The organism is Prescottella equi (assembly GCF_002094305.1).
GTDB lineage: Bacteria > Actinomycetota > Actinomycetes > Mycobacteriales > Mycobacteriaceae > Prescottella > Prescottella equi.
In genome coordinates, this window is the sequence record NZ_LWTX01000001.1 from 271,075 (window position 1) to 297,492 (window position 26,418).

The window sequence follows — 26,418 nt, forward strand, 5'->3', positions numbered from 1 at the left end:
ATCGTTACCTCTGCTCATTACTCGGGCGTAAGTTACGCCACCGTAGGGACATGCCCTACTCTGGCCGTACGCCCGAAGTGCGAGATGGAGGTCGGATGGGACTGAAGAGCTGGATCGAGGGGCCTGCAGCGGGAGTTGCCGGGTCTAACCGGTCCGTGGCGAGCCTGGTGCGCGGTGCCGTGACCAGGTTGACGACGCCGCTTCTCCCCGACGACTACCTACACCTGGTGAACCCGCTGTGGTCGGCGCGCGAGTTGCGCGGCCGCATCGTCGAGGTCCGGCCGGAGACCGCCGACTCGGCGACGCTCGTGATCAAGCCGGGGTGGGGCTTCGACTTCGACTACCAGCCGGGCCAGTACGTCGGCATCGGCATCCACGTCGACGGACGTTGGCACTGGCGGTCGTACTCGCTCACATCGGCGCCCAACGTCGACCACAAGCTGATCTCCATCACCGTCAAGGCGATGCCCGAGGGGTTCCTGTCGAGCCATCTCGTGACCGGCGTGCCGTCGGGCACGATCGTGCGCCTGGCCGCGCCCACCGGCAACTTCGCGCTGCCGGAACCGCCGCCGGAGAAGATCCTGTTCCTCACCGCGGGCAGCGGCATCACCCCCATCATGTCGATGCTGCGGACGATGGACCGCCGCGACGACCTGCCCGACGTCGTGCACGTGCACTCGGCCCCCACCGAGGAGGCGGTGATGTTCGGTGACGAACTCACCGCGCTGGAGAAGTCGCACCCGTCCTTCCGCTGCCATGTCCGGCACACCCGGGCGCAGGGCAAGTTCGAGTTGTCGTCGCTGGACGAGGTATGCCCCGACTGGCGCGAGCGTCAGGTGTGGGCGTGCGGTCCGCAGGGCATGCTCGACGAGATCGAGAAGACCTGGGAGCGCGAGGGCGTCGGTCCGAACCTGCACCTCGAGCGTTTCGCGGTGTCCCGCGCGGATCTGTCCGGCGACGGCGGCACCGTGACGTTCTCCCGCTCCGGCAAGCAGGTCCAGGTGGACGGCGCGACCACGCTCCTCGAGGCCGGCGAGAAGGCCGGCGTGCTGATGCCGTTCGGTTGCCGCATGGGCATCTGCCAGACGTGCGTGCTGCCGCTGGAGTCCGGTCACGCGGTCGATCTGCGCAACGGCAAGGAGCACGCCGAGGGCGAGCGCATCCAGACGTGCATCTCGGCCGCCGCCGGCGACTGCACTCTCGACGCCTGAACGCGCCTGTGATCTCGGTATCTGCGAGATCGGCAGGTGTCCGATTTCCCGTATCGTTGAGTGCTGTGCCTCGCGTCGAATGTCGACGCCGGTGAACTGATCTATCCAACGGAGGACCTCGGTGGCCATTACGGACATCAAAGAGTTCGCCCACCTCACCGACGCCGATATCGACGCCCTCGGGCGCGAGTTGGACGCGATCCGTCGCGACGTCGAGGAGTCTCGGGGCCTACGCGATGCCCGCTACATCCGGCGCACGATCAAACTGCAGCGCTCGCTGGAACTCGGTGCGCGGGTGGTGCTCCTCGCCAGTCGACGCAAGCCGGCCTGGGTCGCGGGCACCGCGATGCTGTCGCTCGCCAAGATCATCGAGAACATGGAGCTCGGGCACAACGTCACCCACGGCCAGTGGGACTGGATGAACGATCCGGAGATCCACTCCACGACGTGGGAGTGGGACATGACGGGTCCGTCCGACCACTGGAAGCGTGCGCACAACTACTCGCATCACACCTACACGAACATCGTCGGCATGGACGACGACGTGGGATTCGGCATCCTGCGGATGACCCGCGACGAGAAGTGGCGGCCGATCAATCTGTTCCAGCCGATCGCGAACGTGATTCTCGCGGCCGGTTTCGAGTGGGGGATTGCGCTGCACGACCTCTCGGCACAGAAGGACCTCGAGGGCGTCGATCACAAGAAACTGAACACCGCGCCCAATCGGCAGTTCGCGGTGAAGATCGTCCGGCAGGTCGGCAAGGACTTCGTGCTGTTCCCGGCTCTGTCGGGCCGGGCGTGGAAGCACACGCTCACCGCGAATGCGACGGCGAACCTCGTCCGCAACCTGTGGGCCTACGCGGTGATCTTCTGCGGTCACTTCCCGGACGGGGCGGAGAAGTTCACGGTCGAGCAGTTCGAGAACGAGACTCGGGCGCAGTGGTACCTGCGGCAGATGCTCGGCAGCGCCAACATCGACGCGGGTCCGGTGATGGCGTTCCTGACGGGCAACCTCAGCTACCAGATCGAGCATCACCTGTTCCCGGATCTGCCGTCGAACCGCTACGCCGAGATCGGCGTCCGGGTGCAGGCGCTGTGCGCCAAGTACGACCTGCCGTACACCTCCGGGCCGCTGAGCAGGCAGTACCTGCTGGCGTTGCGGACGATCCACAAGCTCGCGCTGCCCGACCGGTTCCTCAAGCGCACCTCCGACGACGCGCCCGAGACGTCGTCGGAGCGCAAGTTCGCCTCGACGGGGTCCCGGATCGCCGAGGCGCTGCGGGTCGACGCGCGCACCGGGCGGCGCCGCGGACTGTTGTCGGCGCTGCGCGCGCACGCCGAGGCGCAGGTGGGTCGGCGGGGGCGTCCCCGCCGGGTGTAGCCGACTGTGACGTGTCACACAGTGATCTGTTGTTAACCTACGGTGCCGTAACTTACGGTACGGTAGGGCCGTGGCGATTACCGACATCAAGGAGTACGCGCATCTGACGGATGCCGACGTCGAGGCGCTCGGCCGCGAACTCGACGCCATCCGTCGTGATGTCGAGGACTCCCGTGGCGAGCGCGATGCGCGCTACATCCGCAACACGATCCGACTGCAGCGGTCCCTCGAGATCGGTGGACGTGCGGTGCTGTTCGGCAGCCGGAAGCGGCCCCTGTGGCTGCTCGGCACCGGCATGCTCGGCGTCGCGAAGATCATCGAGAACATGGAGCTCGGGCACAACGTGATGCACGGGCAGTGGGACTGGATGAACGATCCGGAGGTCCACTCCGCGAACTGGGAGTGGGACAACGTCGACCCGTCGGCGCACTGGAAGCAGACCCACAACCACCTGCACCACAAGTACACGAACATCCTGGGCATGGACGACGACGTGGGCTACGGGCTCCTCCGCGTCACCCGTGACCAGAAGTGGCGGCCGTTCAACTACGGCAACCTCGCGTACAACGCGATCCTGGCGCTGCTGTTCGAGTACGGCATCGCGATCCAGCTCCTCGAGTTGGGCCGGGTCGCGGCCGGTCGCGACGACCGCGAGTACACGAAGAAGAACGCCAAGGAGGTCGGCCGCAAGATCGCGAAGCAGACCCTCAAGGACTACGTCGTGTACCCGGCCCTGACCGGCAAGGCGTGGAAGAGCACGCTCACCGCGAACCTCACCGCCGGCGTCATCCGAAACCTGTGGACCAATGCGGTCATCTTCTGCGGTCACTTCCCGGACGGTGCCGAGAAGTTCACGAAGGCGGACGTCGACAACGAGACCCACGCCGAGTGGTACCTGCGGCAGATGCTCGGCAGTGCCAACATCTCCGGAGGGCGGGTCATGGACTTCATGACCGGCAACCTGAGCTATCAGATCGAACACCACATCTACCCGGATCTGCCGTCCAATCGGTACGCCGAGATCGCGGTCAAGGTGCGGGCGCTGTGCGAGAAGTACGACCTGCCGTACACCACCGGTCCGCTGCCGGTGCAGTACGCCAAGTCGTGGCGCACCATCGCCAAGCTGTCGCTGCCGAACAAGTTCCTCAAGGACACGCCGGACGATGCGCCCGAGACGGCGTCGGAGCGCAAGTTCGGCGGCAACACCACCGCGACGATCGACCCGGTGACGGGTAGGCGCAAGGGTTTGCTGTCGGCGATCAAGGCGTCGAAGAAGCGCCGCGGCCTGCGCGCGCTGGTGTCGCGCTAGAGGGTTCGTCCGAGTCCCGGTGGGATCCGCACCTTTCTCGGTGTGGATCCCACCGGGATTCGTGCTTTCCGTGAATCGTCGTGTCCCGCGGGCGGACCGGTAGCAGAATGGACTGCGCAGTTCACTCGCCGTCGTCTCGTGAACGGAGCAAGCGATGGACTCGTTCTGGGAGTATTTCTGGCTGGTCTTCGCGTGCTTCGCCTTCTCGGCGTACGTGGTGATCCTGTTCTCGATCCTCACCGATCTCTTCCGCGACCACCGGACGTCCGGATGGGCGAAGGCCGTGTGGGTCTTCTTCCTGTTCGTCCTGCCGATCATCGGGGAGATGGTCTACCTGATCGTCCGCGGCCGCGGCATGGTCGAGCGGTCCGCCCGCGCCGACCGTCGGTACCGAGCGGCCGAGGACGCCTACATCCGGGGGGTCGCGGGGACGCCGTCGCCGGACGACCTCGCGACGGCGAAATCACTGCTCGACTCGGGGACGATCACCGACGAGGAGTACCGCGTCCTCGCGGCGCGTGCGCGCGGGGTCGACTGACCCGGGCTCTCGATCCAGGCAGGTTGCCCGGTGGGAGGGACGCGGTATTGACGCCGCGACAGCCTCCACGAATCGTGGTGCCCGTCACAATTGGATCGAGAGAAGGGCGACTCATGACCATCGCAGGCCTACCCACCGAGACGGTGACCCCGGATCCCTTCGCCCCCGCCGCTCTGGGGCCCGTTCGGCTGCGCAACCGCATCATCAAGGCCGCCACCTCGGAGGGGCGGTCGCCGGAAGGCCTCGTCACCGACGACCTCATCGACTTCCACCTCGGTTTCGTCCGGGGCGGGGTGGGGATGACGACGGTGGCCTACTGCTGTGTGGCCCCCGAAGGGGCCAGTGCGCCCGGCCAGATCCTGATGAGCCACAAGGCACTTCCGGGCCTGCAGAGGTTGACGGACGCGGTCCACGCCGCGGGCGGAGCCATCGCCGCGCAGCTCGGCCACGCCGGTGTCGTCGCGTCGAAGAAGATCACCGGAGTGACGGCCATGTCGCCGAGCCGGGTGATCAACCCGTCGTCGCTCGAGTACTGCCGCGAGATCACCGCGTCGGAGATCCGCCGCGTGATCGACCAGTTCGGGGACGCGGCTGCGATCGCCGTGGAGGCGGGCTTCGACGCCGTCGAGCTGCACTTCGGGCACCTGTATCTGCCGAGCTCGTTCCTGAGCCCGCTGCTCAACCGCCGCAAGGACGAGTACGGCGGAACCATCGACAACCGCTCGCGGCTCGTGCGGGAGATCGCGCAGCGGGTACGTGAGGTCGTGGGAGATCGGATCGCGGTGACCGCGAAGATCAGCATGGACGACGGCATCCGGGGCAGCATCTGGCTGTCCGAGTCGTTGCGCACCGTGCAGCTGCTCGACCGGGACCGCAACCTCGACGCGATCGAGCTGACCCAGGGTTCGTCGTTCTTCAAGCAGATGTACCTGTTCCGCGGTGACGTCCCCGTGGAGGAGTTCGCGGCGGTGATGAAGGAGCCGTTCAAGACCGGGGTCCGGCTCTTCGGGAAGCGCGCACTCGGCACCTACCCGTACGAGGACCTGTACATGCTCGAATCCGCTCGACAGTTCGTCCCGGTGGTGTCGGAGACCCAGCTGATCCTGTTGGGCGGCATCAACAATTACGACCATATCGCCACCGGCATGCGCGAGGGCTTCGGGTTCGTCGCGATGGGTCGGGCGCTGTTGCGCGAGCCGGACCTCGTGAGCCGAATCCAGGCCGACCGCACCGTCTCCGGGCGCTGTAACCACAACAACAAGTGCATGTACACCGTCTACGGACGCACCCACTGCGTGCTCGACCCGGACAGCACTCACGGCGCCGCGGGTCCCGCCACGGCCACCTCGTTCACCGCCGACCGCTCGCGGGAACTGCCGATAACTCCCGCCTGACGCGGCGCCCCGCACCCGATGGTCGCCCGCCCCGGATCGGGGCGGGCGCCGTCCGGTCGCGACGTGGCACAGCGGGGGTCGGGCTACCGCCCCCTACGTCCAGGACTCGTTGGACATCAGCGCAACGAGCAGTCGGCGCACCGCCTCGACGCGGTCCGCCGACTTCCCCTCGAGTTTGTCCAGCGCGCACTCGGGATCCGCGGGCGGGCCCAGGTGCGTGCATCCGCGGGGACAGTCCTCGACGGCCGCGGCCAGGTCCGTGAACGCCTCGACGACGTTCTCGGGGGAGATGTGCGCGAGTCCGAACGATCGGATACCGGGGGTGTCGATCACCCAGCCTCCGCCGGGCAGTGGCAACGCCACCGACTGCGTCGACGTGTGCCGGCCCTTACCGACGCCGGAGACCACGCCCGTGGCCCGGTCGGCGTCCGGTACCAGCCGGTTGACCATCGTCGACTTGCCGACACCGGAGTGTCCGATCAGTGCGGTCAGGCGGCCCTCGAGGATCTCGGTCACCGGTTCGATCGGATCGTCGCGGCCGGCGACCACCACGGGAACGTCGAGACCGGCAAACGTGGCCGCGAACTCGTCGGGCGTCGCGAGATCGCTCTTCGTCAGGCACAGAACGGGTTCCAGACCACCGACGTATGCGGCGACGAGGGCGCGTTCGACGAAGCCGGTGCGCGGAGGCGGGTCGGCCAGCGCGACGACGATCAGCAGTTGCTCGGCGTTGGCGACGACGATCCGCTCGAACGGGTCGGTGTCGTCGGCGGTGCGGCGCAGCACGGTCGACCGGTCGGCGACGCGGACGATGCGGGCCAGGGTGTCGGGCTTGCCGGACAGGTCGCCGACCACACTCACCTGGTCGCCCACCACGATCGGTGTCCGGCCGAGTTCGCGGGCCCGCATGGTGACGACGAGCCGGTCCGGGTCGCCGCCCAGTACGACGCCCCAGCGGCCCCGGTCCTTGGAGACGACCATTCCCTCTGCGGCGTCGGCGTGTTCGGGTCGGTTCTTGGTCCGTGGACGCGACCCCTTGCCCGGACGGATCCGGACGTCGGACTCGTCGTACACCCGGCGGCTCAGGACAGCGCCTCCTGCTCGGCGGGTCCCGACGCGGACCGTGTCTCGTCGAGCATGGCCGTCCACAGGTTCTCGAACCCGGGCAGCGTCTTCGCCGTGGTGCCGACGTCCTCGATGTCGACGCCGTCGACCACGAGTCCGAGGATCGCGCCGGCGGTGGCCATCCGGTGATCGGCGTACGAGTGCCACTGGGCCCCGTGCAGCGGTCGGGGCTCGATGCGCAGGCCGTCGGCGGTCTCGGTGGCCGCGCCGCCCAGTTTGCCGATCTCGGTGGCGAGCGCCGCCAGCCGATCGGTCTCGTGGCCGCGCAGGTGCGCGATGCCGCGCAGCACCGACGGGCCGTCCGCGAGGGCCGCCAGCGCCGCGACGGTGGGAGTGAGTTCGCCGATGTCGTGCAGGTCGATGTCGATGCCGCGCAACGTCTTCGGCCCGGTCACGGAGAGCACGCCCTCCTCGAGTCGGACGTCGGCGCCCATCTCCGCGAGGATTCCGCGGATCGCATCTCCCGGCTGCGTGGTGCGCGACGGCCACAGCGGCACCCGCACGGTGCCACCGGTGACGGCGGCCGCGGCCAGGAACGGCGTCGCGTTCGAAAGGTCGGGCTCGACGACCCAGTCCACCGGATCGATCTTGCCAGGCAACACTTTCCAGGTGTCGGCGTCGCCGCTCTCGCCCGGCGTGTGGACGGTGACGCCTGCCTCGCGCAGCATCTCGACGGTCATGTCGATGTGCGGCATCGACGGCAGCGAGCCGCCCTGGTGCCGGACGGTCACACCCTCGTCGAATCGGGCTGCCGAGAGCAGCAGCCCGGACACGAACTGCGACGAGCCGGAGGCGTCGATCGTCACCGTCCCGCCGCGCAGGCCACCGTGACCGTGCACGGTGAACGGCAGCGCGTCACCGTCGATGTCGGCGCCGAGCCCGCGCAGCGCGTCGAGAATCGTGCCCAGCGGCCGGGTGCGGGCCTGCTCGTCGCCGTCGACGGCGACGGTGCCCTCGGCCAGGGCGGCGGCGGGCGGCAGGAACCGCATCACGGTGCCGGCGAGCCCGCAGTCCACCGCGGCGCCGGTCATCGGGCCGGGCACGACATGCAGCGTGGTGCCGGTCGCGGGGTCGGGGGTGGCGGTGATGGCGACGCCCAGCGCGCGCAGGCCCTGGATCATCAGATCGGTGTCGCGGCTTCGCAGAGCGCCGGTGATGGTGGACGGTCCCGACGCGAGCGCCGCGAGGATCAGCGCCCGGTTGGTGATCGACTTCGATCCGGGCAGCGTCACGGACGCATCCACGGGGGCTTCGGCTCGGGGCGCTCTCCACAGGCTCTCACGACTCACCGGTCCATCTTCTCTCATGACGGAACGTGTCGGTGATCCGTGCCAGCATGGAGGCATGTGCGGCAGGTATGCGACGACGGCCGACCCCGCGACGCTCGCGGTGGAACTCGACGCCGTGAACGAGACGGGGGAGACCGATTCCGGGACCGCGGACTACAACGTCGCGCCCACGACCCAGGTGCTGACGGTCGTCGCGCGGCACGACCGGGGCGACGACGACAGCCCGGTGCGGCGCCGGATCCGGCGGATGCGCTGGGGACTGGTGCCGTCGTACGCGACCGAGCCGGGCAAGGGTGCGCCGTTGTTCAACGCTCGGTCCGAGACCGTCGCCACCAAAGCGGCGTTCAAGACGTCGCTGCGGTTCAAGCGGTGCCTCGTGCCGATGGACGGCTGGTACGAGTGGCAGACCGAGCCGACCGCGGACGGCAAGGCCGTGAAGGTGCCGTACTACATGTCCCGGGGCGACGGTGAGCGGCTCTTCATGGCGGGGCTGTGGTCGGTGTGGCACGACCCGAAGGCTCCGCGGGAGGCGCCGCTGCTGTCGACCACGATCCTCACCACGGAGTCGGTGGACCAGCTCGCGAACGTGCACGACCGCATGCCGCTGATCCTGCCGCGGGACCGCTGGGACGCCTGGCTGGATCCGGACAGCCTCGGTCATCCCGACCTGATCCGGCCGAGCCTCGAGGAGGCCGCGGCCGTCGAGATCCGGCGCGTGTCACCGAAGGTGAACAGCGTCCGCAACAACGGCCCCGACCTCCTGGCGCCCGATGTGGGCGACCGGGCAGGGGAGCAGATCAGCCTGCTGTGAGCGGCTGCCGTGCCGTGAGGCCGGCGACGTCGGCAACCAGTTCCAGCGAACGCATCCACGCGGAGCGCTCGGTGGCCGACGACACCACCATCAGCTCGTCGGCGCCCGTCTGCGCGGCGAACCGGTCGAGGTAGTCGCCCACCACGGTCGGCGTGCCGACGGCGGTGTACCGGACCATCGCCAGCACCTGCCGGCCCGCGGGCGACTCGAGAATCATGTCCGCTTCCTCCGGTGTGAAGGTGCGCCCGCGTCCGACGAACAGCCCGACCCGCTTGCGCTTGGTCTCGAGGAACTGCCGCTGCGCCTCCTCGTCGGTGTCGGCGGCGATCACGTTGACGGCGGCGATCACGTACGGCTCGGCAAGCTGTGCGGACGGGCGGAACTCGCGGCGGTAGATCGCGATCGCGTCGTCCAACGCGGCCGGGGCGAAGTGCGACGCGAACGCGTACGGCAGACCCAGTGCGGCCGCGAGCTGGGCACCGAACAGCGACGAACCCAGGATGTACAGCGGCACGTTCGTGCCCTTGCCCGGGGTCGCCTCGATGCCGGGCACCCGGGACGGCCCGGTCAGGTAGCCCTGCAGCTCGAGCACGTCCTGCGGAAACGACTCCGCCGAGCTCGGGTCGCGGCGCAGCGCCCGCATCGTCTGCTGGTCGCTGCCGGGGGCGCGGCCCAGACCCAGGTCGATGCGGCCGGGATGCAGCTCGGCGAGGGTGCCGAACTGCTCGGCGATCGTCAGCGGAGCATGGTTGGGCAGCATGATGCCGCCCGAACCGAGCCGGATCCGCTCGGTGTGCGCGGCGACGTGAGCGATCAGCACGCTCGTCGCCGACGACGCGATCGCCGGCATGTTGTGGTGCTCGGCGTACCAGATCCGCTCGTAGCCCCACCGCTCCGCGTTGCGGGCCATCTCCACACTCGCCCGGAAGCTGTCGGCGGCGCTCTCGTCGGTACCGATGTGGGCAAGGTCGAGGATCGAGATGGGCAGGGAGAGACCAGACACGCCGGGCACCGTCTTTCGTTCGTCGAAGTTTCTTCCCACAGGGCAACAGCGGGAGCCGCCCACAGATTCCTAGGCGGGAGCGTCAGCCGGTGGTGATCTCCGCGACCACCGCGCCCGCCAGCCGCACCAGGTCCTGCGGAGCCACCTCGATCTCGAGCCCCCGCCGGCCCGCGCTGCACAGCACGCGATCCCACGTGAGCGCGGACGCGTCGACCACCGTGGGGAGGCGCTTGCGCTGGCCGAGCGGCGAGATTCCGCCCAGCACGTACCCCGTGGACCTCTCCGCGTCGGACTGCTCGGCCATGACGGCCTTGCCCGCGCCCAACGCCGCGGCGGCCGCCTTGAGGGACAGCTTCGACGGCACCGGCAACACCGCCACCGCCAGCTTGCCGGTGTCGGTCTTGACGACGAGCGTCTTGAAGATCTGTCCCGGTTCGACCCCGAGCTGTCCGGCCAGCGACTCGACCGCCTCGTCGCCGTACGACGCCGCGCGGGCGTCGTGGTCGTACGAGTGGATCCGGTGCGCAACCTTCTCCTTGTCGAGCAGCTTCGTTGCGGGAGTCGATGTTCCGGCCATGAGCACTGACTCTAGAGCGGTCCGGGAACAGACTCTCGCCCCGTGCTGTTGATACCTCGCGAGACGCTGCATCAGCGAAGGGAGTGGTACGTGCCGGTGTTGTGTGCAGAACGGGTTCGTCCGGAGATCGTGACCGGATCGACGACGGCCGGTTTCGTGACCGAGACGCATCCCTCGACGGCCCCGGGGTTGGCGGTAGCCTTGACCCCTACGGCTAGCGAAGGGATCAGTGTGCTGGACGATCACGAACCCGCGAACGAATCTGCGGGTGATGGGCCGGAGTCCCAGGACCAGGTGATCGAGCGGTTCGAGCGTGACGCGCTACCGCTCCTCGATCAGCTGTACGGTGCCGCGCTGCGCATGACGCGCAATCCCGCGGACGCCGAGGACCTGGTGCAGGAGACGTACGTCAAGGCGTACTCGGCGTTCCGCTCGTTCAAGGAGGGGACCAACCTCAAGGCCTGGCTGTACCGGATCCTCACCAACACCTACATCAACTCCTACCGCAAGAAGCAGCGTCAGCCTGCGCAGTACCCGACGGACGAGATCACCGACTGGCAGTTGGCCGCGACGGCCGAGCACAGTTCCACCGGTCTGCGGTCCGCGGAGGTCGAGGCGCTCGACGCCCTCCCGGACGACGACATCAAGGCAGCCCTGCAGGAACTGCCGGAGGAGTTCCGGATGGCGGTGTACTACGCCGACGTCGAGGGATTTCCCTACAAGGAGATCGCGGAGATCATGGGCACGCCGATCGGCACCGTGATGTCCCGACTGCACCGCGGGCGCAAGCAGTTGCGGGGTCTGCTCGCGGATGTCGCGCGGGAACGTGGATTCAACCGCGGGGGCGCCGTCGACGCCGCCGGGCACAGCACTGAGGTCGAGGCGGAGCAGGAGGTTACTCGGTGACCGGGGAGAACGAGTTCGAGCAGTTGGACTGCTCGGCGGTGATCGCGGACGTGTGGTTGCTGCTCGACAGCGAGTGCGACGAGCATTCCCGAGCGCGAATCGAGCACCATCTCGAGACCTGCGGTGCATGCTTCGCGGCGTACGGCATCGAGGAGAAGGTCAAGAGACTGATCGGGCGCAAGTGTGGCGGGGATCATGCACCCGCCGGGCTCCGGGAACGCCTGTCGATCGAGATCCGCCGCACGGTGGTCGTCAGCGACGCCGGACCGGTAGTGGATCGCGAGACCGACCGCTGACCTGGTCCGATACGACGATCGGGGGCCGGCAAGCTGTGGCTTGCCGGCCCCCGATTCTCGTCTACAGCCTTACTCAGGCGTTGGGACGCTTGCCGTGGTTGGCGGCGTTGCCCTTGCGGCTGCGCTTCTTACGACCACGCTTACCCATGAGTAGCTCCTTCTCTGTTCGAACTCGGGTTCGTCCTAGTGTTTCACGTGTGGTTGGCTGTGGTTCCATTGGCTGGTCCGCGACCGTCCACGAACAGTGAGGTGCCAGGTGGCAGAAGATGTGCGCGCCGAGATGGTTTCGACCGTTTACCAGGTCGTTGTCAGTGCAGGCGAAGAGGTCGACGAGGGCGACACCCTGGTGATCCTCGAGTCCATGAAGATGGAGATCCCCGTTCTGGCCGAGGTCGCCGGCAAGGTGACGTCCGTCGACGTGAAGGTAGGCGACGTCATCCAGCAGGGCGATCTGATCGCCACCATCAGCTGAACCAGAGAAGCGATTCGGAGCCTGGCACATGTCGACCCTGAGCGACCTGCTCGCCGAGCACACCGACCTTCCCGGTAACGCGGTAGACCACCTGCAGCAGGTGGTCGGCGAATGGCAGTTGCTCGCGGACCTGTCCTTCGCCGATGTCCTGCTGTGGGTGGCCACCGAACGACCGGAGGGCACCGACGGCGCAATGCCCGGGACCGTCGTGTGCGTCGCGCAGTGCCGGCCGACGACCGCCTCCACGGCGTTTCCCGACGATGCCGTCGGGTCCGTGGTCTCGGAGTCCGAGCACCCGCAGGTACTGCGGGCACTCGTCGAGGGCGAGATCGTCAGCGAGGTCGACCGCACGTGGCGCGGGGGAACCCCGCTCCGTCGTGAGGCGGTCCCGGTGCGCTGCGACGGCGAGGTGATCGCCGTCCTCAGCCGGGACACCAATCTGGCGCAGCAGCGTGCCCAGAGCCCACTCGAGATCGCGTATCTCGATTGCGCGGCGGACCTGTGCCAGATGATCAGCGAGGGGACGTTCCCCAATCCCGAGACGCGCTCGGACACCAATTCGAGCCCCCGCGCGGGCGACGGTTTCATCCGTCTCGACCCCGCAGGCCGCGTCGTCTACTCGAGCCCCAACGCGCTGTCGGCGTATCACCGCATGGGGCTGAACACCGATCTGGTGGGCAAGGACCTGGCGTCCACGACGCGCTCGCTCATCAACGACCCGTTCGAGTCGCAGGAAGTGGCCGACTACATCAGCGGCACGCTCGGCGGTCGGCTCGGCCACCGGATGGAGATCGAGGCCCGCGGAGCCACCGTCCTGCTCCGGGCGCTCGTGCTCAAACCGCGCGGTCAGGTGGTCGGCGCTGCCGTGGTCATCCGCGACGTCACCGAGGTCAAGCGGCGAGACCGCGCGTTGCTGAGCAAGGACGCGACGATCCGCGAGATCCACCACCGGGTCAAGAACAATCTCCAGACGGTCGCCGCGCTCTTGCGACTGCAGGCCCGCCGGACCGAGAACGAGGAGGCGCGGCAGGCGCTCAGCGAGTCGGTCCGCCGCGTGACTTCCATTGCGCTGGTTCATGATGCGTTGTCGATGTCGGTGGACGAGGAGGTCGACCTCGACGAGGTCGTGGACAGCCTCGTGCCGATCCTCGCCGACGTCGCGTCGGTGAACATGCCGATCAAGATCGAGCGGGAGGGCAGTCTGGGGGTGTTCTCGGCCGAGCGGGCGACGCCTTTGGTGATGGTGCTGACGGAACTCGTGCAGAACGCGATCGAGCACGCCTTCGAGCCGGGGGAGTCGGGAACGGTGTATCTGCGGGCGGACCGTTCCGCGCGCTGGCTCGACGTCGTCATCCACGACGACGGCCGTGGACTGCCGCCGGGATTCAGTCTCGAGAAGTCGGACCGTCTGGGGCTCCAGATCGTGCGGACCCTGGTGGGCGCCGAACTGGGTGGCTCCCTCGGGCTGCACCCGTCGCCGGACGGCGGAACCGACGCCGTGCTGCGGGTGCCGTTGGGCCGCCGCTCACCGCGCGGCTGACCGACCTTTCTTACGTTCGCGTCACGAAACGCGTGGAAAGCAGGAGGGCCCGGCACCGATAGGTGCCGGGCCCTCCTGCGAAAGCCGTATCAGACCGCGGTGCGTGCGCGCGTGCGGGCGTTGCGGCGCTTGAGGGCGCGACGCTCGTCTTCGCTCATGCCGCCCCAGACGCCGGCGTCCTGGCCGGACTCGAGGGCCCAGGACAGGCACTCGGCGGTGACGGGGCAACGGTTGCAGACAACCTTGGCATCAGCGATCTGCGCAAGGGCCGGACCGCTGTTTCCCACCGGGAAGAACAGTTCGGGATCCTCGTCGCGACAGATTGCAGTGTGACGCCAGTCCATCCTTCTACTCCTTAACTGGGTGCAATGTGCACCGTTATGTATTCACAAGTTCATGGGCGCTTACTTGGAAGTTTCAGCGCTGTTACTTGTGAATGCTTTCACGAACCCAGGGGAAGTCAATAGAAATCGGTTGCACCGTGGGCAAGCTCACTCGGTTAGGCTCCCCTATGTGGGCCCTCGTCCTTTCTACACCCACCTGCGGGTTTGCGCACCCCATCTGGACATTTGGGTCCAGCGCGGTGGCCGATCGGACGGCTGAGGGGTCCCGATCGGTCGTTCGATTCAGTGGAACGGGGCCGCGGCGGTGCCGCTGCGGGGGATCCTGGGCGCCGCGCGGATCAGCGCGGCGCGGGGGCCACGACCTCGAGTGCGCCGGGCACGGCGACGAATGTCACATCGGTTCGCAGGCCGATATAGTCGCCGTCCATTTGCAACCCGATGGGGGAACTCGAACGGATACGGATTTGCGGAACATCGTCGAATCGAATCAATGAATGTGATTTAGGCGATAATCCGGCCGAAAGTAGTTGACGAACTACGCGAAGGCTGGCAAAGACGCGCATCGTGCGCATCGCGAACAGGCCGAGGCCGGTGTCGAAGCCGGTTCCCGGGTTGGTGTGCACCTCACGCCTGTTCAGGTACGTCCACGGTGTCGAGTTCGAGACGAACGCGTAGTGGATGCCGTCGATGGGGTCGCGATCCGGGACCTCGACAGTCAAAGTCGGCTCCTCGCGCTTCGCTCGGAAGAAGGCGCGGACGGCGTGACGCACGTAGCGCCCCGGCGTCACCGCCTGCCCGTTGTTGCGGCCCTTGTCGACGGCTTCGCAGACCTGCGCGTCGAGGCCCATCCCCGCATTGAAGGTGAACCAGCGGTTGTCGCAGTGACCGAGGCCGATCGTCCGGCGCCGGCGCGCGGCCAGGAGGTCGATCAGCTGATTCGTGGCGTCGACCGGGTCGGGCTCGATGCCCAGCGAGCGGGCGAAGACGTTCGCCGATCCACCCGGGACCACCGCGACCAGCGGTATCGGCCCGATCGGAACGGACCGCATGGATCTGGGGTGCGGCTCGCCGAGCAGACCGTTGACCACCTCGTTCACCGTGCCGTCGCCGCCGTGGACGATGATCAACGCGACCCCGTCGGTGCGGGCCTGCGCCGCCAGTTCGCCGGCATGTCCGCGGTGGGTGGTGTGCGCGACGTCGAGGCGGACCCGACTCGACAGCGCGTGTGCGAGGAGGTCTCGTCCCGCGGGAGTGGTCGAGGTGGCGTTGGGGTTGACGATCAGCAGCGCGCGCACGGGGCATCAGCCTAGCCGGGTCCGGTCGATGTATAGGCTGGCTGCGTGTCGAATCAGCCTGCACCCGCCCCGACTCCCAGCACGGTCCGGCGGGCCGGCGTGCTCGTCGCCCTCGAAGGCGCGGTCGCCGTCGGTTTCGCGATCTTCCTGGTGGTGCGGGGTCTGCTCGGTGCCGACCAGAGCGTCACGAGCGGCTACGGCACCGCCGCCTGGTTCCTGATTCTCGGTGGCGCCGTACTGGCGGCCGGCGTCGCACTGCTGCGTGGTCAGCGTTGGGGCCGAACGATCGCCCTCATGGCGCAGCTGCTGCTGTTGCCCGTCACGTGGTACGTGCTCACCTCGCACCGCTGGTTCTGGGGCGTCCTGCTCGGCGCGGTGGTGCTGGCGGCGCTGGCGATGCTGTTCGCCGGCAGCACCTCCCGCTGGATGGCCGAGGCCTACGGGGCTCCGGACGCAGACGAGGAATGAGCGCGGCGGCCGATCACGACACCCGGGCGGCGAGAGCCGCCAGCGGGTCGCCGGTGAGCCGGTAGGTCGTCCACTCGTCCTGGGCGACCGCGTCGAGTGACTCGTAGAAGCCGATCGACGGCGTGTTCCAGTTCAGCACCGACCACGCCAGCCGCGTGTATCCCTTCGTCACGCACTCCTCGGCGAGCGTCGCCAGCAGCGCCGTGCCGTAGCCGGCACCCCGGTGCTCGGGCGTGACGTACAGATCCTCCAGGTAGATCCCGTGCACGCCGTCCCACGTCGAGAAGTTTCGGAACCAGATGGCCGTCCCCACGACCGTCGGCCCCTCCGGCGTCGGCACCTCGACGACGTGGGCGAACACCGCGGGCTCGGGGCCGAAGAGAGCGGCGGCGAGCTGCTCGGGAACCACGGTGCACTCGTGCCGGGCCTTCTCGCACTCGGCGAGTTCGTAGATCAAGCGGGTGACGGCGTCGACGTCGGCGGGCGTCGCACGACGGATCACCGCGGTCGGGCTCGTCGATTCACTCACTGGAGGCCTTCTCTCGGGGTCACGTTGTGGGCTCGGATGGTGCGGAACCCGTGCTCGTAGGACAGGACCGTGTGCGCGGCGGGATCGAGTAGGAAACGTCGCCCCTCGGTCACGGGCAGCTCCACCCAGCGCGCGATCACAGCCCGCATGAAATGGCCGTGTCCCACCAGCACGACGTCGCGGTCCGCGAGAGCAGCCTCGGCGGTGTGCACCACCATGTCGGCTCGGGAGTCGACCATCTCGTGGGTCTCGCCGCCCGGGCAGGGGTGGGTCCACACCGTCCAATGGGGGACCTGCTCGCGGATCTCGGGGGTGGTCAGGCCCTCGAACTCGCCGTAGTCCCACTCGGTCAACGCGTCCCAGTGACGGTCGTGGGTCAGCCCGGCGAGCGTTGCGGTGACGTGCGCCCGGCGTCTGGGGCTGGTGACGACGAGCGGATCGTCCAGCGCGAGTTCGGTCAACTGCGCGCCGACCGCCCGGGCCTGGGCCGCGCCGCGCTCGGTGAGAGGGACCTCGGTGGTGCTCGTGTGCCGGCCGAGGCGCGCCCACTCGGTCTCCCCGTGTCGCAGCAGAACCAGTCGGCGCTCGCGTGGGGTCATGGGATCAATCATGCCGGGTGCGCTCGAACCCTCGCCTTCGGGCCTCGAGTACGCAAGGATCTAGGCCGTGACGACGGTACTGGCTGTAGCGAATCAAAAGGGTGGGGTAGCCAAGACCACGACGGTCGCGTCTCTGGGGGCGGCGCTCGTGGATCTCGACCGGCGGGTGCTGGTGGTGGACCTGGACCCGCAGGGATGTCTGACATTCTCGTTGGGGCACAACCCCGATCGGCTCGAGGCGTCGGTGCACGACGTCCTCACGGGCGACGTCCCGGTCGCGGACGTGCTGCTCGACACCGACGACGGCGTGAAGCTGCTCCCCGCAACCATCGACCTCGCGGGCGCGGAGGCGCTGCTGCTGATGCGCCCGGGCCGTGAGTTCGCGCTCAAGCGCGCCCTCGCGCCGGTGCTCGACGACTTCGACGTGATCATCGTCGACTGCCCGCCGTCGCTGGGGGTGCTCACCCTCAACGGATTGACCGCGGCGCAACAGGTTCTGGTGCCGTTGCAGTGCGAGACGCTCGCGCACCGTGGCGTGGGGCAGTTGTTGCGGACCGTGTCCGAGGTCCAACAGATCACCAATCCCGACCTGGTTCTGCTCGGTGCGCTGCCCACCCTCTACGACGCGCGCACCACGCACAGCCGCGACGTCCTGTCCGACGTCTCGGATCGCTACGACCTTCCGGTGCTGGCCCCGCCGATTCCTCGGACGGTGCGGTTCGCGGAGGCGTCGGCGTCCGGCGCGACGGTCCTGGCGGGACGCAAGAACAAGGGTGGCGAGGCGTATCGTCAACTGGCGCATCATCTTTCGGCGCACTGGACCGGTGACGCCGAGCTCGTCACCTTCTCGCCGTACGAGGGAACTGCCTGACCGTGCCCGCGTGACTCAGCGCAGCGCGACGACCTCGTCGCCGCGTTGCTCGAGGACGATGTCGCCCAGGACCGATGTCGCGATCGGGCCGGCGTCACTGCCTCGGGTTACGGGAATCCGCGCCCGCTCGGTGCCCGTGGCGGGATCGAGGACGGCGATCGCGCCGGGTACCGGAACCAGCAGTGAACCGGCCATGATCGCGCCGGGGCCCAGAGCGCCGGTCATCGTCCACTTCGGCGCCAGTTCGCTGGTGGAGAGCGCGATGAGCTCGGTACCGGTCCACCACGTGAAGACGGAACCGTTGCGGGCGGCGGTCGCGCCGTCGGCGACCGGGGTGGTGGCGGGGTGGGACGCGATCTCGGTGCCCTCGCCGTCGACCACGGCGATGCGGGCCTCGGAAATCGGTCCGGCCGGCAGGTACACCGCGGTGCGGTCGCCGGACGCCGCGATGAGCCGGGCCCCGGACGTGTCGGCGCCCGGCCCGGTCAGCAGCGTCGAGCCGGCCTCCTTCGGTTCCTGATTGTCCTTCGGGGCGGCGTCGAGGACGCTGATCCGGTCGCCGGCCTCGCCGGGGCAGTTCATCAGCACGGTCACTCGGGTGCCGCCGGCTGCCGCCGACTTCAGGGAGCAGTCGGGGCGCGGTTGCTTGCCGGGGTTGATCGGCGCGTCGACCCGTCCGAACTCGAGCGTGCGGACCAGGTCGGACCGCCACAGTTCCATCCGCTCCGAGCCGCGGGACACCACGTACGTGCCGTCGTAGGAGAGGGTGACCGTGTCGTCGGCGTCGCTGGAACGCTGCGCCTCACGTTGTCCGGTCGCTCCGTCGAGTTGGGTGACCTGGCTGCAGCCCCGCTGATCGCGATAGACCGCGACCACCGTGTTCCAGGCTCCGATCGCGCCGCACAGCGGCATGTCCCGCTGGTACCGCCACCGCTCGGTGCCGGTGACGGGGTCCCGCCCGAGAACCGTTCCGCCGTCGGCCGTCGCAACCGTGCCGTCGGCGACGATGGGGGCGGCCGATTCCGGGCTCGCGGCACGCCAGATCTCGGTCAGCGACGCGGGCGGGGACAGGGGAGTGTCGACAGTGGACGCGGGAGCATCCGCGGTCACCGAGGTGGTACCCCGAGCGTCGCTCCGAATCCAGATCACCGCCGCGGCGACCGCGACGACGATCGCGATGGTCGCGGCGACGGCGACGTCCAGACGGGTACGACGCTCGGGTGCCAGCACAGGTGGCAGGTTACCCCGAACTACTCGGCGGCTGCCGTGACGCTCACGGGCTGGGAGTCGGTCTGCGCCGGTGCGCCCTCGGCGGATGCGGGACGACGGCGGCGACGACGGCGACGCGGCGCGGAGCCGGCCTCGTCGGTCGTCGACGAGGCGACCTCGGGGGTCTTCTCGCCGGACGTCGCGGTCGCGGCGGCCGACGCCGAACCGTCGGTGGCCTTACCGCCACGGGTGCGGCGGCGTGAACGCTTGGGAGCGTCCGACTTCTCCGACTTCTCGGCGGCCGGGGCGTCCTTGTGCTCCTTGGCCGGACGCTCGGCGCGCGGCTTGCGGATCGAACCCTTTGCGTCCGTGGGGATACCGAGGTCCTCGTACAGATGCGGCGAGCTCGAGTAGGTCTCGACCGGGTCGGGCACACCGAGAGCCAGAGCCTTGTCGATCAGCTGCCAGCGGGGGACGTCGTCCCAGTCCACGAGCGTGATCGCGATACCGGTGCGACCGGCGCGACCCGTGCGGCCGATGCGGTGCACGTAGGTCTTCTCGTCTTCCGGGCACTGGTAGTTGATGACGTGCGTGACGTCGTCGATGTCGATGCCGCGGGCCGCGACGTCGGTGGCCACCAGGACGTCGACCTTGCCGCTACGGAAGCCGGCGAGCGCCTTCTCGCGGGCGATCTGGCCGAGGTCGCCGTGCACGGCACCGACGTTGAACCCGCGCTCGTTCAGGTCGTCGGCGACCTTCTGCGCGGTGCGCTTGGTGCGGGTGAAGATCATCGTCGCGCCGCGGCCGTCGGCCTGCAGGACGCGGGCCACCATCTCGGCCTTGTCGAGTGCGTGGGCGCGGTAGATGTGCTGCGTGGTCCGCTCGTGGACGGCGGACGAGTCCGCCTCCTCGGCGCGGATGTGCGTCGGCTGCGTCAGGAACGTGCGCGCCAGCGTGATGATCGGGCCCGGCATCGTGGCCGAGAACAGCATCGTCTGCCGCTTGTCGGGCACCATGCCGAGGATGCGCTCGATGTCGGGAAGGAACCCGAGGTCGAGCATCTCGTCGGCCTCGTCGAGGACCAGGACGCCGACCTTGCCGAGGATCAGGTGACCCTGGTTGGCGAGGTCGAGCAGGCGGCCCGGGGTACCGACGACGACGTCGACGCCCTTGCGGAGCGCGTCGATCTGCTGCTCGTACGGGCGGCCGCCGTAGATCGACAGGACCTCGAGCTTCTTCTCGCCGGACTTCAGGTACTTCGATGCGTTCTCGAGGTCCTGCGTGACCTGGACGCACAGCTCGCGCGTCGGCACGATCACGAGGGCGCGGGGTGTGCCGTCGAGCGGGGTGGTGCCGGAATCGGCGGTGGACACCCGGTGCAGGAGCGGAATACCGAAGCCGAACGTCTTGCCCATGCCGGTGCGGGCCTGACCGATGAGGTCGTCGCCGGCGAGGGCGAGGGGGAGCGTCAACTCCTGGATGGCGAACGTGCGCTCGATGCCGATCTCGGCGAGCGCCTTGACGATCTCGTCGCGGACGCCCAGCTCGCCGAAGGTCGGCGGGGTGTGCGTCTCGTCCAGCTGCGCGGACAGCGTGGTCTCGGTTGCTGCGTGGTTACTGTCTTCGTGGTCGATCGTGATCTTGCTCAGGGAACTGGCCTTCCTCGTATCGGCACGCACGCACGAGGTAAGGGGCCAGGCCGTAAGTCGGCCGATGTCGGTGCCCTCTTGTGCGGTGGCCCAGCCTCCGTCTCAGCGCGGAGATCGCGTGGATCTCGGCGAGACGCGGCGAGCGCCGTCGATCAGGTGCGCGCACATTATCTTCGGGAGTCCGTATCCGTTTCGCGCCCGAATCGTTCGAATCCAAACTCGAATTCGGCACTCCGGATGTCGTGCTCCGGTACCGGGACCAGCGCGGAAATATCGGTCTCCCGACACAATTGTAGCGGCCCACCCCGTCACGCCCGACACCTGATGGCGCAGATCACGTATCCGGGCGAGTCCTGTCGCTCCCGGGGGTACGTCACAGGACGGATTAGGCTGTGGCGTCATGGGAGCCGATTCACCGACGTCGTCCGTGCCCGCCATCGCTGCCGACCACCCGGGTGTGGCCGAGTTGTTCGCAGTTCTCGCGTACGGCGAGATCTCCGCGTTCTATCGCCTGGCGGAGGACGCCCGGATGGCTCCCACGCTGCAGGGACGGGTCGCGCTCGCGAGCATGGCCGCCGCCGAGATGGGTCACTTCGAGACGCTGCACAGGGCGCTCACGGACCGGGGCATCGAGGTGTACGCGGCCATGGACCCGTTCGTTCGTGCCCTGGACGCCTACCACGCGTCGACGGACCCCTCGACGTGGCTCGAGTCGCTCGTGAAGGCGTACGTGGGTGACGGCATCGCGGCCGACTTCTACCTCGAGATCGCGCACTCGCTCGATCCCACGGTGGGCGGGATCGTCCGCGAGGTGCTGGCCGAAGTGGGCCACTCGGAGTTCGTCGTGCAGGAGGTTCGTGCCGCGGTAGCCGCGAGCAAGAGCGAGAAGGACCGGCTGATGCTGTGGGGTCGCCGGCTGCTCGGGGAGGCGATCACGCAGGCCCAGTTCGTCCTCGCACGCCGCGAGGACCTCACCGACCTCGTGATGACGGCGACCGGCAGCCTCAACGGCGTCGCCGCTCTGTTCGACAACATGCAGGCGAAGCACGCCGAGCGGATGGCGGTGCTGGGCCTGGTCTGAGCGCGCTGTTCGCTCTCAGCACAGCGTCGCGGCAGGCCCGGGCGGGCAGCGCTGCATTAACCTGGCCGGGACAGCTTCAAGCGCTCGGAGAGTTCGGAGGTTGACCGTGGAGGTCAAGATCGGTGTAACTGACAGCCCGCGTGAGCTCGTCGTCAACAGCGTCCTCACGCCCGACGAGGTGGAGGCGCACGTGACGAAGGCGCTCGGAGACGCGGGCGGTGTGCTCTCGCTCGTCGACGAGAAGGGACGCAAGTTCCTCGTCCAGGCAGCGCGGATCACCTACGTGGAGATCGGCCCGTCCGACAGCCGCAAGGTCGGGTTCGCGCCGACCAGCTAGATCCGGATGTACGCGAAGGGCGCGGGGTCTTCGAAGACTCCGCGCCCTTCGCTCGTCGGCGGACCGACTACTTGGTCTCCGCGTGCAGCGGCACGTGGGAGAGGCCACCCCAGGCCAGAGCGACGGTGGTGTCGACCGCCTCCTCCTTGGGGATCGGCCGCGCAGCCTCGAGCCAGTACCGTGCGGTGAACTGGCTCGCGCCGACCAGGCCGACGGCGAGGATTCGAGCGCGGTACGGATCGAGTCCCGAGTCGTGCGCGACGAGGTCGAACACGGCATCGACGCAGGCCTCGGTGGCCTGCTCGACGCGACGTGCCACCTGGGGCTCGCCCATCAGGTCGGACTCGAACACCAGACGGAAGCCCTGGGTGTCGGTGTCGACGAAGTCGAAGAATGCCTGCACGGCCGCCCGGACGCGCTGCCGGTTGTCGGTGGTCGACCGCAGTGCCTGCCGCACTCCCGAGATCAGGGTGTCGACGTAGCTCTGCAGCACCGCTACGTACAACTCCAGCTTGCCCGGGAAATGTTGGTACAGGACGGGCTTGCTCACGCCGGCGCACTCGGCGATCTCGTCCATGCCGGCGGCGTGGTAGCCGCGGCTGACGAAGACCTCGCTGGCGGCCGCGAGCAACTGAAGACGCCGCGCGTCCCGGGGTAGCCGGGTGTTGCGGCGGGTGCCCTGACCGTTTGCGGTCGTGGCGGCGCGATCGGAGTGTGTCCGATCCGCGAGTTCAGTCATGTCGCTCCCAATCTGCACAAAGAGCCCCGCTTCGTTCGGTGTCCGACCTCTCACGAACGTCTCGGGGCAAGATAAATCATTTGCACGATACCCGGACGCTTCTCGGCCTATTTCGCTGTACTGAACTTGTCGTCGACGCGCCGTGTGCCGGGCACCGTCACGCCCCCTGTCTGCGAGTATTCCAGGATTCCCCACGCGGGACACGGCGGCGCGGTGAGCGGTCGCCCGCCGGCGGTGGCGGTGCGGGGTGCCGCGGGAGCTGTGCAGCGGCCGGTGGGGCACCTCACACACGGGGGTCGTGCCCTCCGGATTTCCGGCGCGCCGGGTGAACCGTCGGGCGGTCTGTGAGATTCTGGCGGGGTGACTGACCGAGGAGGACCGCGCCTGGGGGGCACAGTTCCCGAGGCGTCCGACGACCCGAGATCCGGTGACTACCGGGCCTCCGGCATCGACCCCGGCCGGGTACCCGATCCGCACGAGCCGCTGCGCGCGCTGTGGGATCCGACCCGCCGGAACATCGGTCGTCCCCGGGCTCCACGACCCGAGCGGGACGTCCGCAAGCAGAGCAAACTCGGCAGGTTCGTCTCGATGTACGGGTGGCGCGCCTACGCGATCCCGGTCCTCCTGATCGTCACGGTGCTGGTGCTCGTCGACGCTGTCCGCGGGATCGGTGATTCCGACTCCGCGGCCTCCGACGACCCCGGATTCGGTGTGCTCAGCCACGAGGACGGCACCGACATCGTCGGCGTCCCGCCCCTCGCGGACGGCAATTTCGCCGACACCGTGCCCGCCGGTGCGCTGCCCGACGGCGGGCCGTTCACCGCCACGGGAGCAGGCACCTGGCACGTGGTGCCCGGCACGACCGGTCAGGTCGGGCAGGGTACCGAGCGCGTGTTCACGTACAGCGTCGAGGTCGAGGACGGAATCGACACGGCGGGTCTGGGCGGCGACGAGGCGTTCGGCCGGATGGTGGACCAGACGCTCGGCAACCCCAAGAGCTGGACACGGGATCCGCGATTCGCGTTCCGGCGCGTCGACGCGACCGATCCGCTACTGAAGAACGGGAACGGGCCGGACTTCCGGATCTCGCTGACCTCGCAGATGACGATCCGCGAGGCCTGTGGCTACGACATCCAGCTCGAGGTGTCCTGCTTCAACCCGGGTATCGACCGGGTGGTGCTCAACGAGCCCCGCTGGGTGCGCGGCGCCACCGCCTTCCAGGGCGACATCGGTTCGTACCGGCAGTACCAGATCAACCACGAGGTGGGGCACGCCATCGGGTACCAGGCGCATCAGCCGTGCGAGACCGACGGCGGGCTCGCGCCGGTGATGATGCAGCAGTCGTTCGGCACCGCCAACAACGACATCGCCAAGCTCGACCCGGAGGGCGTCGTCCCGATGGACGGCAAGGTGTGCCGTTTCAACCCCTGGCCGTACCCCCGAGGCTGAGGACCGACCGTGACCGCCGCCGGAGCCGCCCGCATCGGGGACGCCGTGTGCGCCGGATTCCTGTTCGACATGGACGGCGTGGTCACCGACACCGCACGCGTGCACGAACGGGCATGGAAGCGACTGTTCGACGGTTTCCTGGCCGAACGGGGCCGCGGCGAACCACCCTTCACGTCCGACGACTACCTGCAGTTCGTGGACGGCCGGCCACGCGTCGACGGCGTCGCGTCGTTCCTGGCCTCCCGCTCGATCGACATCCCACACGGCCGGCCGTCGGATCCCCCGACCGAGCACACGGTGTGCGGACTGGCGGCCCGCAAGGATGCGATGTTCGGTCACGAACTCGAGGAGCACGGGGTCGAGGCGTTCCCCGGCACCGTCGCACTCGTCCGGAGACTGCGAGCGGCGCGCGTGCCGGTCGCGTTGGTGACCGCCAGCCGCAACGCGGTCCGCGTGCTCGACGCGGCCGGCCTGACCGACCTGTTCGACGCCCGGGTCGACGGCGTGGACGTCGACCGCTTGGCGCTCGCCGGTAAGCCGGAGCCCGACACGTACCTGGAGGGCGCCCGGCGACTGGGTTTGTCCGCGTCGGAGTGCGTGGTGCTCGAGGATGCGCTGGCCGGCGTCGAGGCGGGCCGGCGTGGGGGCTTCGGGGTGGTCGTGGGCGTCGACCGTGCTCATCATGCGGACGCGCTCCGGGAGGCCGGTGCGGACGTCGTGGTGTCCGACCTGAGCGACCTCGAGGTGAGATTGCCGACCGCCTAGGCTGGACGACGAGCGTTGACCGGTCGAGTTCAGGAGCGTGTGGTGTCCGCGAAGAGTCCGCTTCCCCCTCTGGTGGAGCCTGCGGCGGAGTTGAGCCGCGACGAGGTGGCCCGCTACAGCCGGCACCTGATCATCCCGAACGTGGGTACGACGGGACAGAAGCGGTTGAAGAACGCCCGCGTGCTGGTCATCGGAGCGGGCGGGCTGGGCTCGCCGACGCTGATGTACCTCGCGGCGGCGGGTGTCGGCACGATCGGCATCGTCGACTTCGACGTCGTCGACGAGTCGAATCTGCAGCGTCAGGTCATCCACGGCACCGCCGACGTCGGACGGCCCAAGGCGCAGAGTGCGCGGGAGAAGATCGTGGAGATCAACCCGCACGTCGACGTCCGCCTGCACGAGTTCCGGCTCGATGCGTCCAACGCCGTCGAACTCTTCGGCGAGTACGATCTGATCCTCGACGGCGCCGACAACTTCGCGACGCGCTACCTCGTCAACGACGCCGCCGTGCTGGCCGGGCGCCCGTACGTGTGGGGGTCGATCTACCGGTTCGAGGGGCAGGTGTCGCTGTTCTGGGACGCCGCCCCCGACGGGCGCGGCATCACGCTGCGCGACCTGTACCCGGAGGCGCCGCCCCCGGGCACCGTGCCGTCGTGCGCGGAGGGGGGCGTGCTCGGCGTCCTGTGTGCGTCGATCGGGTCGATCATGGCGACCGAGGCGATCAAGCTGATCACCGGCATCGGGGAGTCGCTGCTGGGCCGGCTGATGATCTACGACGCTCTCGCGATGAACTACCGGACCGTGCGGCTCAGCCGCGACCCCGACCGGGTGGCCGTCACCGAACTCGTCGACTACGACGCGTTCTGCGGGGTGACGTCGGTTCCCGAGGCCGAGCGCGACGCCACGATCACCCCGCGCGAACTGCGCGCGCTGCTCGACGCGGGTGCCGATATCGCGATCGTCGACGTGCGGGAGCCGGTGGAATGGGACATCGTGCACCTGCCCGGTGCGACCCTGATCCCCAAGGACCGGATCCTGTCGGGGGAGGCCCTTTCCGAACTACCGCAGGACAAGCGGATCGTGCTGCACTGCAAGACCGGCATCCGCTCGGCGGAGGCGTTGGCCGCGGTCCGCAAGGCCGGGTTCGCCGACGCGGTGCATCTGCAGGGCGGGGTCGTCGCATGGGCGAACCAGGTCGACCCGTCCCTCCCGGTCTACTGAACGTCCCCCC

29 protein-coding genes are annotated in these 26,418 nt (G+C 68.7%); 17 read left to right on the forward strand and 12 right to left on the reverse strand.

Features of this window, described 5'->3' with window-relative positions; genetic code table 11:
• Positions 1–95: 95 nt before the first annotated feature.
• The 5 genes from A6I89_RS01330 (at position 96) to A6I89_RS01350 (ending at position 5,833) form a co-directional block, all read left to right on the forward strand.
• Entirely contained in the window at positions 96–1,211 is a 1,116-nt protein-coding gene (locus tag A6I89_RS01330; protein ID WP_005518741.1) for a ferredoxin reductase, read from the forward strand.
• Positions 1,212–1,332: 121 nt separating this feature from the next.
• Complete coding sequence (locus A6I89_RS01335) at positions 1,333–2,592, forward strand: fatty acid desaturase family protein (RefSeq protein ID WP_005518743.1); 1,260 nt, start codon at positions 1,333–1,335, stop codon at positions 2,590–2,592.
• Positions 2,593–2,662: 70 nt separating this feature from the next.
• The gene (locus A6I89_RS01340) at positions 2,663–3,901 is read left to right on the forward strand and encodes a fatty acid desaturase family protein (RefSeq protein ID WP_005518745.1); all 1,239 of its coding nucleotides are present in this window, start codon (positions 2,663–2,665) and stop codon (positions 3,899–3,901) included.
• 154 nt (positions 3,902–4,055) lie between these two features.
• Positions 4,056–4,439, forward strand: a complete 384-nt coding sequence (locus tag A6I89_RS01345; RefSeq protein ID WP_060934502.1) for an SHOCT domain-containing protein — start codon at positions 4,056–4,058, stop codon at positions 4,437–4,439.
• A 113-nt stretch (positions 4,440–4,552) separates the two neighbouring features.
• A complete protein-coding gene (locus A6I89_RS01350) occupies positions 4,553–5,833 on the forward strand; it encodes an NADH:flavin oxidoreductase (protein ID WP_005518747.1) in 1,281 nt (426 codons plus the stop codon).
• A gap of 93 nt (positions 5,834–5,926) precedes the next feature.
• On the opposite strand, the gene rsgA is transcribed toward A6I89_RS01350, so the two are convergent.
• Together rsgA and aroA are read right to left on the reverse strand one after the other, a co-directional pair.
• Positions 5,927–6,907 (reverse strand): ribosome small subunit-dependent GTPase A, encoded by a 981-nt coding sequence (rsgA, locus tag A6I89_RS01355; RefSeq protein ID WP_022597114.1) that lies wholly within the window; start codon positions 6,905–6,907, stop codon positions 5,927–5,929.
• Positions 6,908–6,915: 8 nt separating this feature from the next.
• Positions 6,916–8,265, reverse strand: a complete 1,350-nt coding sequence (aroA, locus tag A6I89_RS01360; protein WP_037085019.1) for a 3-phosphoshikimate 1-carboxyvinyltransferase — start codon at positions 8,263–8,265, stop codon at positions 6,916–6,918.
• Positions 8,266–8,302: 37 nt separating this feature from the next.
• Between aroA and A6I89_RS01365 the strand changes: the two genes are divergently transcribed.
• The gene (locus A6I89_RS01365) at positions 8,303–9,058 is read left to right on the forward strand and encodes an SOS response-associated peptidase (protein ID WP_022597113.1); all 756 of its coding nucleotides are present in this window, start codon (positions 8,303–8,305) and stop codon (positions 9,056–9,058) included.
• Here the strand turns inward: A6I89_RS01365 and A6I89_RS01370 are convergent.
• Positions 9,045–10,070, reverse strand: a complete 1,026-nt coding sequence (locus A6I89_RS01370) for an LLM class flavin-dependent oxidoreductase (RefSeq protein WP_005518754.1) — start codon at positions 10,068–10,070, stop codon at positions 9,045–9,047. The two genes, A6I89_RS01365 and A6I89_RS01370, sit on opposite strands and share 14 nt — an antisense overlap.
• Before the next feature lie 73 nt (positions 10,071–10,143).
• Positions 10,144–10,638 carry a Cys-tRNA(Pro) deacylase gene (gene ybaK / locus A6I89_RS01375; protein WP_013416724.1) on the reverse strand — a complete coding sequence of 165 codons (495 nt, stop codon included), beginning with the start codon at positions 10,636–10,638 and terminating at the stop codon, positions 10,144–10,146.
• A 234-nt stretch (positions 10,639–10,872) separates the two neighbouring features.
• Between ybaK and A6I89_RS01380 the strand changes: the two genes are divergently transcribed.
• The gene (locus tag A6I89_RS01380; RefSeq protein ID WP_169717430.1) at positions 10,873–11,544 is read left to right on the forward strand and encodes a sigma-70 family RNA polymerase sigma factor; all 672 of its coding nucleotides are present in this window, start codon (positions 10,873–10,875) and stop codon (positions 11,542–11,544) included.
• Complete coding sequence (rsrA, locus tag A6I89_RS01385) at positions 11,541–11,840, forward strand: mycothiol system anti-sigma-R factor (RefSeq protein WP_005518761.1); 300 nt, start codon at positions 11,541–11,543, stop codon at positions 11,838–11,840. Before A6I89_RS01380 ends, rsrA begins: the two co-directional genes overlap by 4 nt.
• 73 nt (positions 11,841–11,913) lie before the next feature.
• On the opposite strand, the gene A6I89_RS25060 is transcribed toward rsrA, so the two are convergent.
• Complete coding sequence (locus A6I89_RS25060; protein WP_022597109.1) at positions 11,914–11,988, reverse strand: 50S ribosomal protein bL37; 75 nt, start codon at positions 11,986–11,988, stop codon at positions 11,914–11,916.
• A 72-nt stretch (positions 11,989–12,060) separates the two neighbouring features.
• On the opposite strand from A6I89_RS25060, the gene A6I89_RS01390 reads away from it, so the two are divergent.
• Entirely contained in the window at positions 12,061–12,312 is a 252-nt protein-coding gene (locus A6I89_RS01390; protein WP_115155946.1) for a biotin/lipoyl-binding carrier protein, read from the forward strand.
• A gap of 28 nt (positions 12,313–12,340) precedes the next feature.
• Complete coding sequence (locus A6I89_RS01395) at positions 12,341–13,852, forward strand: sensor histidine kinase (protein ID WP_005518765.1); 1,512 nt, start codon at positions 12,341–12,343, stop codon at positions 13,850–13,852.
• Positions 13,853–13,941: 89 nt separating this feature from the next.
• Here A6I89_RS01395 and A6I89_RS01400 read toward each other — a convergent pair whose 3' ends face one another.
• Together A6I89_RS01400 and A6I89_RS01405 are read right to left on the reverse strand one after the other, a co-directional pair.
• Entirely contained in the window at positions 13,942–14,196 is a 255-nt protein-coding gene (locus tag A6I89_RS01400; protein ID WP_005518766.1) for a WhiB family transcriptional regulator, read from the reverse strand.
• A gap of 338 nt (positions 14,197–14,534) precedes the next feature.
• Entirely contained in the window at positions 14,535–15,491 is a 957-nt protein-coding gene (locus A6I89_RS01405) for a diacylglycerol/lipid kinase family protein (RefSeq protein WP_022597106.1), read from the reverse strand.
• A 45-nt stretch (positions 15,492–15,536) separates the two neighbouring features.
• Here A6I89_RS01405 and A6I89_RS01410 point away from each other — a divergent pair, with 45 nt between their 5' ends.
• On the forward strand, positions 15,537–15,959 hold the full coding sequence (locus A6I89_RS01410) for a hypothetical protein (RefSeq protein ID WP_022597104.1): 423 nt from the start codon (positions 15,537–15,539) through the stop codon (positions 15,957–15,959).
• A gap of 13 nt (positions 15,960–15,972) precedes the next feature.
• On the opposite strand, the gene A6I89_RS01415 is transcribed toward A6I89_RS01410, so the two are convergent.
• Complete coding sequence (locus A6I89_RS01415; RefSeq protein ID WP_044991318.1) at positions 15,973–16,461, reverse strand: GNAT family N-acetyltransferase; 489 nt, start codon at positions 16,459–16,461, stop codon at positions 15,973–15,975.
• Between the two features lie 23 nt (positions 16,462–16,484).
• Positions 16,485–17,099 (reverse strand): acid phosphatase, encoded by a 615-nt coding sequence (locus A6I89_RS01420; RefSeq protein ID WP_044991317.1) that lies wholly within the window; start codon positions 17,097–17,099, stop codon positions 16,485–16,487.
• 55 nt (positions 17,100–17,154) lie between these two features.
• Between A6I89_RS01420 and A6I89_RS01425 the strand changes: the two genes are divergently transcribed.
• Positions 17,155–17,958, forward strand: a complete 804-nt coding sequence (locus A6I89_RS01425) for a ParA family protein (protein ID WP_013416719.1) — start codon at positions 17,155–17,157, stop codon at positions 17,956–17,958.
• 15 nt (positions 17,959–17,973) lie between these two features.
• On the opposite strand, the gene A6I89_RS01430 is transcribed toward A6I89_RS01425, so the two are convergent.
• Together A6I89_RS01430 and A6I89_RS01435 are read right to left on the reverse strand one after the other, a co-directional pair.
• Complete coding sequence (locus A6I89_RS01430; RefSeq protein WP_022597098.1) at positions 17,974–19,188, reverse strand: Rv3212 family protein; 1,215 nt, start codon at positions 19,186–19,188, stop codon at positions 17,974–17,976.
• 20 nt (positions 19,189–19,208) lie between these two features.
• The gene (locus A6I89_RS01435) at positions 19,209–20,846 is read right to left on the reverse strand and encodes a DEAD/DEAH box helicase (protein WP_005518774.1); all 1,638 of its coding nucleotides are present in this window, start codon (positions 20,844–20,846) and stop codon (positions 19,209–19,211) included.
• 370 nt (positions 20,847–21,216) lie between these two features.
• Here A6I89_RS01435 and A6I89_RS01440 point away from each other — a divergent pair, with 370 nt between their 5' ends.
• Together A6I89_RS01440 and A6I89_RS01445 are read left to right on the forward strand one after the other, a co-directional pair.
• The gene (locus tag A6I89_RS01440) at positions 21,217–21,897 is read left to right on the forward strand and encodes a ferritin-like fold-containing protein (protein WP_005518776.1); all 681 of its coding nucleotides are present in this window, start codon (positions 21,217–21,219) and stop codon (positions 21,895–21,897) included.
• 106 nt (positions 21,898–22,003) lie between these two features.
• Entirely contained in the window at positions 22,004–22,234 is a 231-nt protein-coding gene (locus tag A6I89_RS01445) for a DUF3107 domain-containing protein (RefSeq protein ID WP_022597096.1), read from the forward strand.
• Positions 22,235–22,301: 67 nt separating this feature from the next.
• Here A6I89_RS01445 and A6I89_RS01450 read toward each other — a convergent pair whose 3' ends face one another.
• Positions 22,302–22,973, reverse strand: a complete 672-nt coding sequence (locus A6I89_RS01450) for an HTH-type transcriptional activator FasR (RefSeq protein WP_013416717.1) — start codon at positions 22,971–22,973, stop codon at positions 22,302–22,304.
• A gap of 360 nt (positions 22,974–23,333) precedes the next feature.
• Between A6I89_RS01450 and A6I89_RS01455 the strand changes: the two genes are divergently transcribed.
• Genes A6I89_RS01455 through moeZ form a run of 3 tightly spaced genes read left to right on the forward strand, consistent with a single transcriptional unit; the run spans position 23,334 to position 26,408 of the window.
• Positions 23,334–24,422, forward strand: a complete 1,089-nt coding sequence (locus A6I89_RS01455) for a DUF3152 domain-containing protein (protein ID WP_013416716.1) — start codon at positions 23,334–23,336, stop codon at positions 24,420–24,422.
• A 9-nt stretch (positions 24,423–24,431) separates the two neighbouring features.
• A complete protein-coding gene (locus A6I89_RS01460) occupies positions 24,432–25,187 on the forward strand; it encodes a beta-phosphoglucomutase family hydrolase (protein WP_013416715.1) in 756 nt (251 codons plus the stop codon).
• Positions 25,188–25,229: 42 nt separating this feature from the next.
• Positions 25,230–26,408 carry an adenylyltransferase/sulfurtransferase MoeZ gene (gene moeZ, locus A6I89_RS01465; RefSeq protein WP_044991363.1) on the forward strand — a complete coding sequence of 393 codons (1,179 nt, stop codon included), beginning with the start codon at positions 25,230–25,232 and terminating at the stop codon, positions 26,406–26,408.
• Positions 26,409–26,418: the final 10 nt, after the last annotated feature.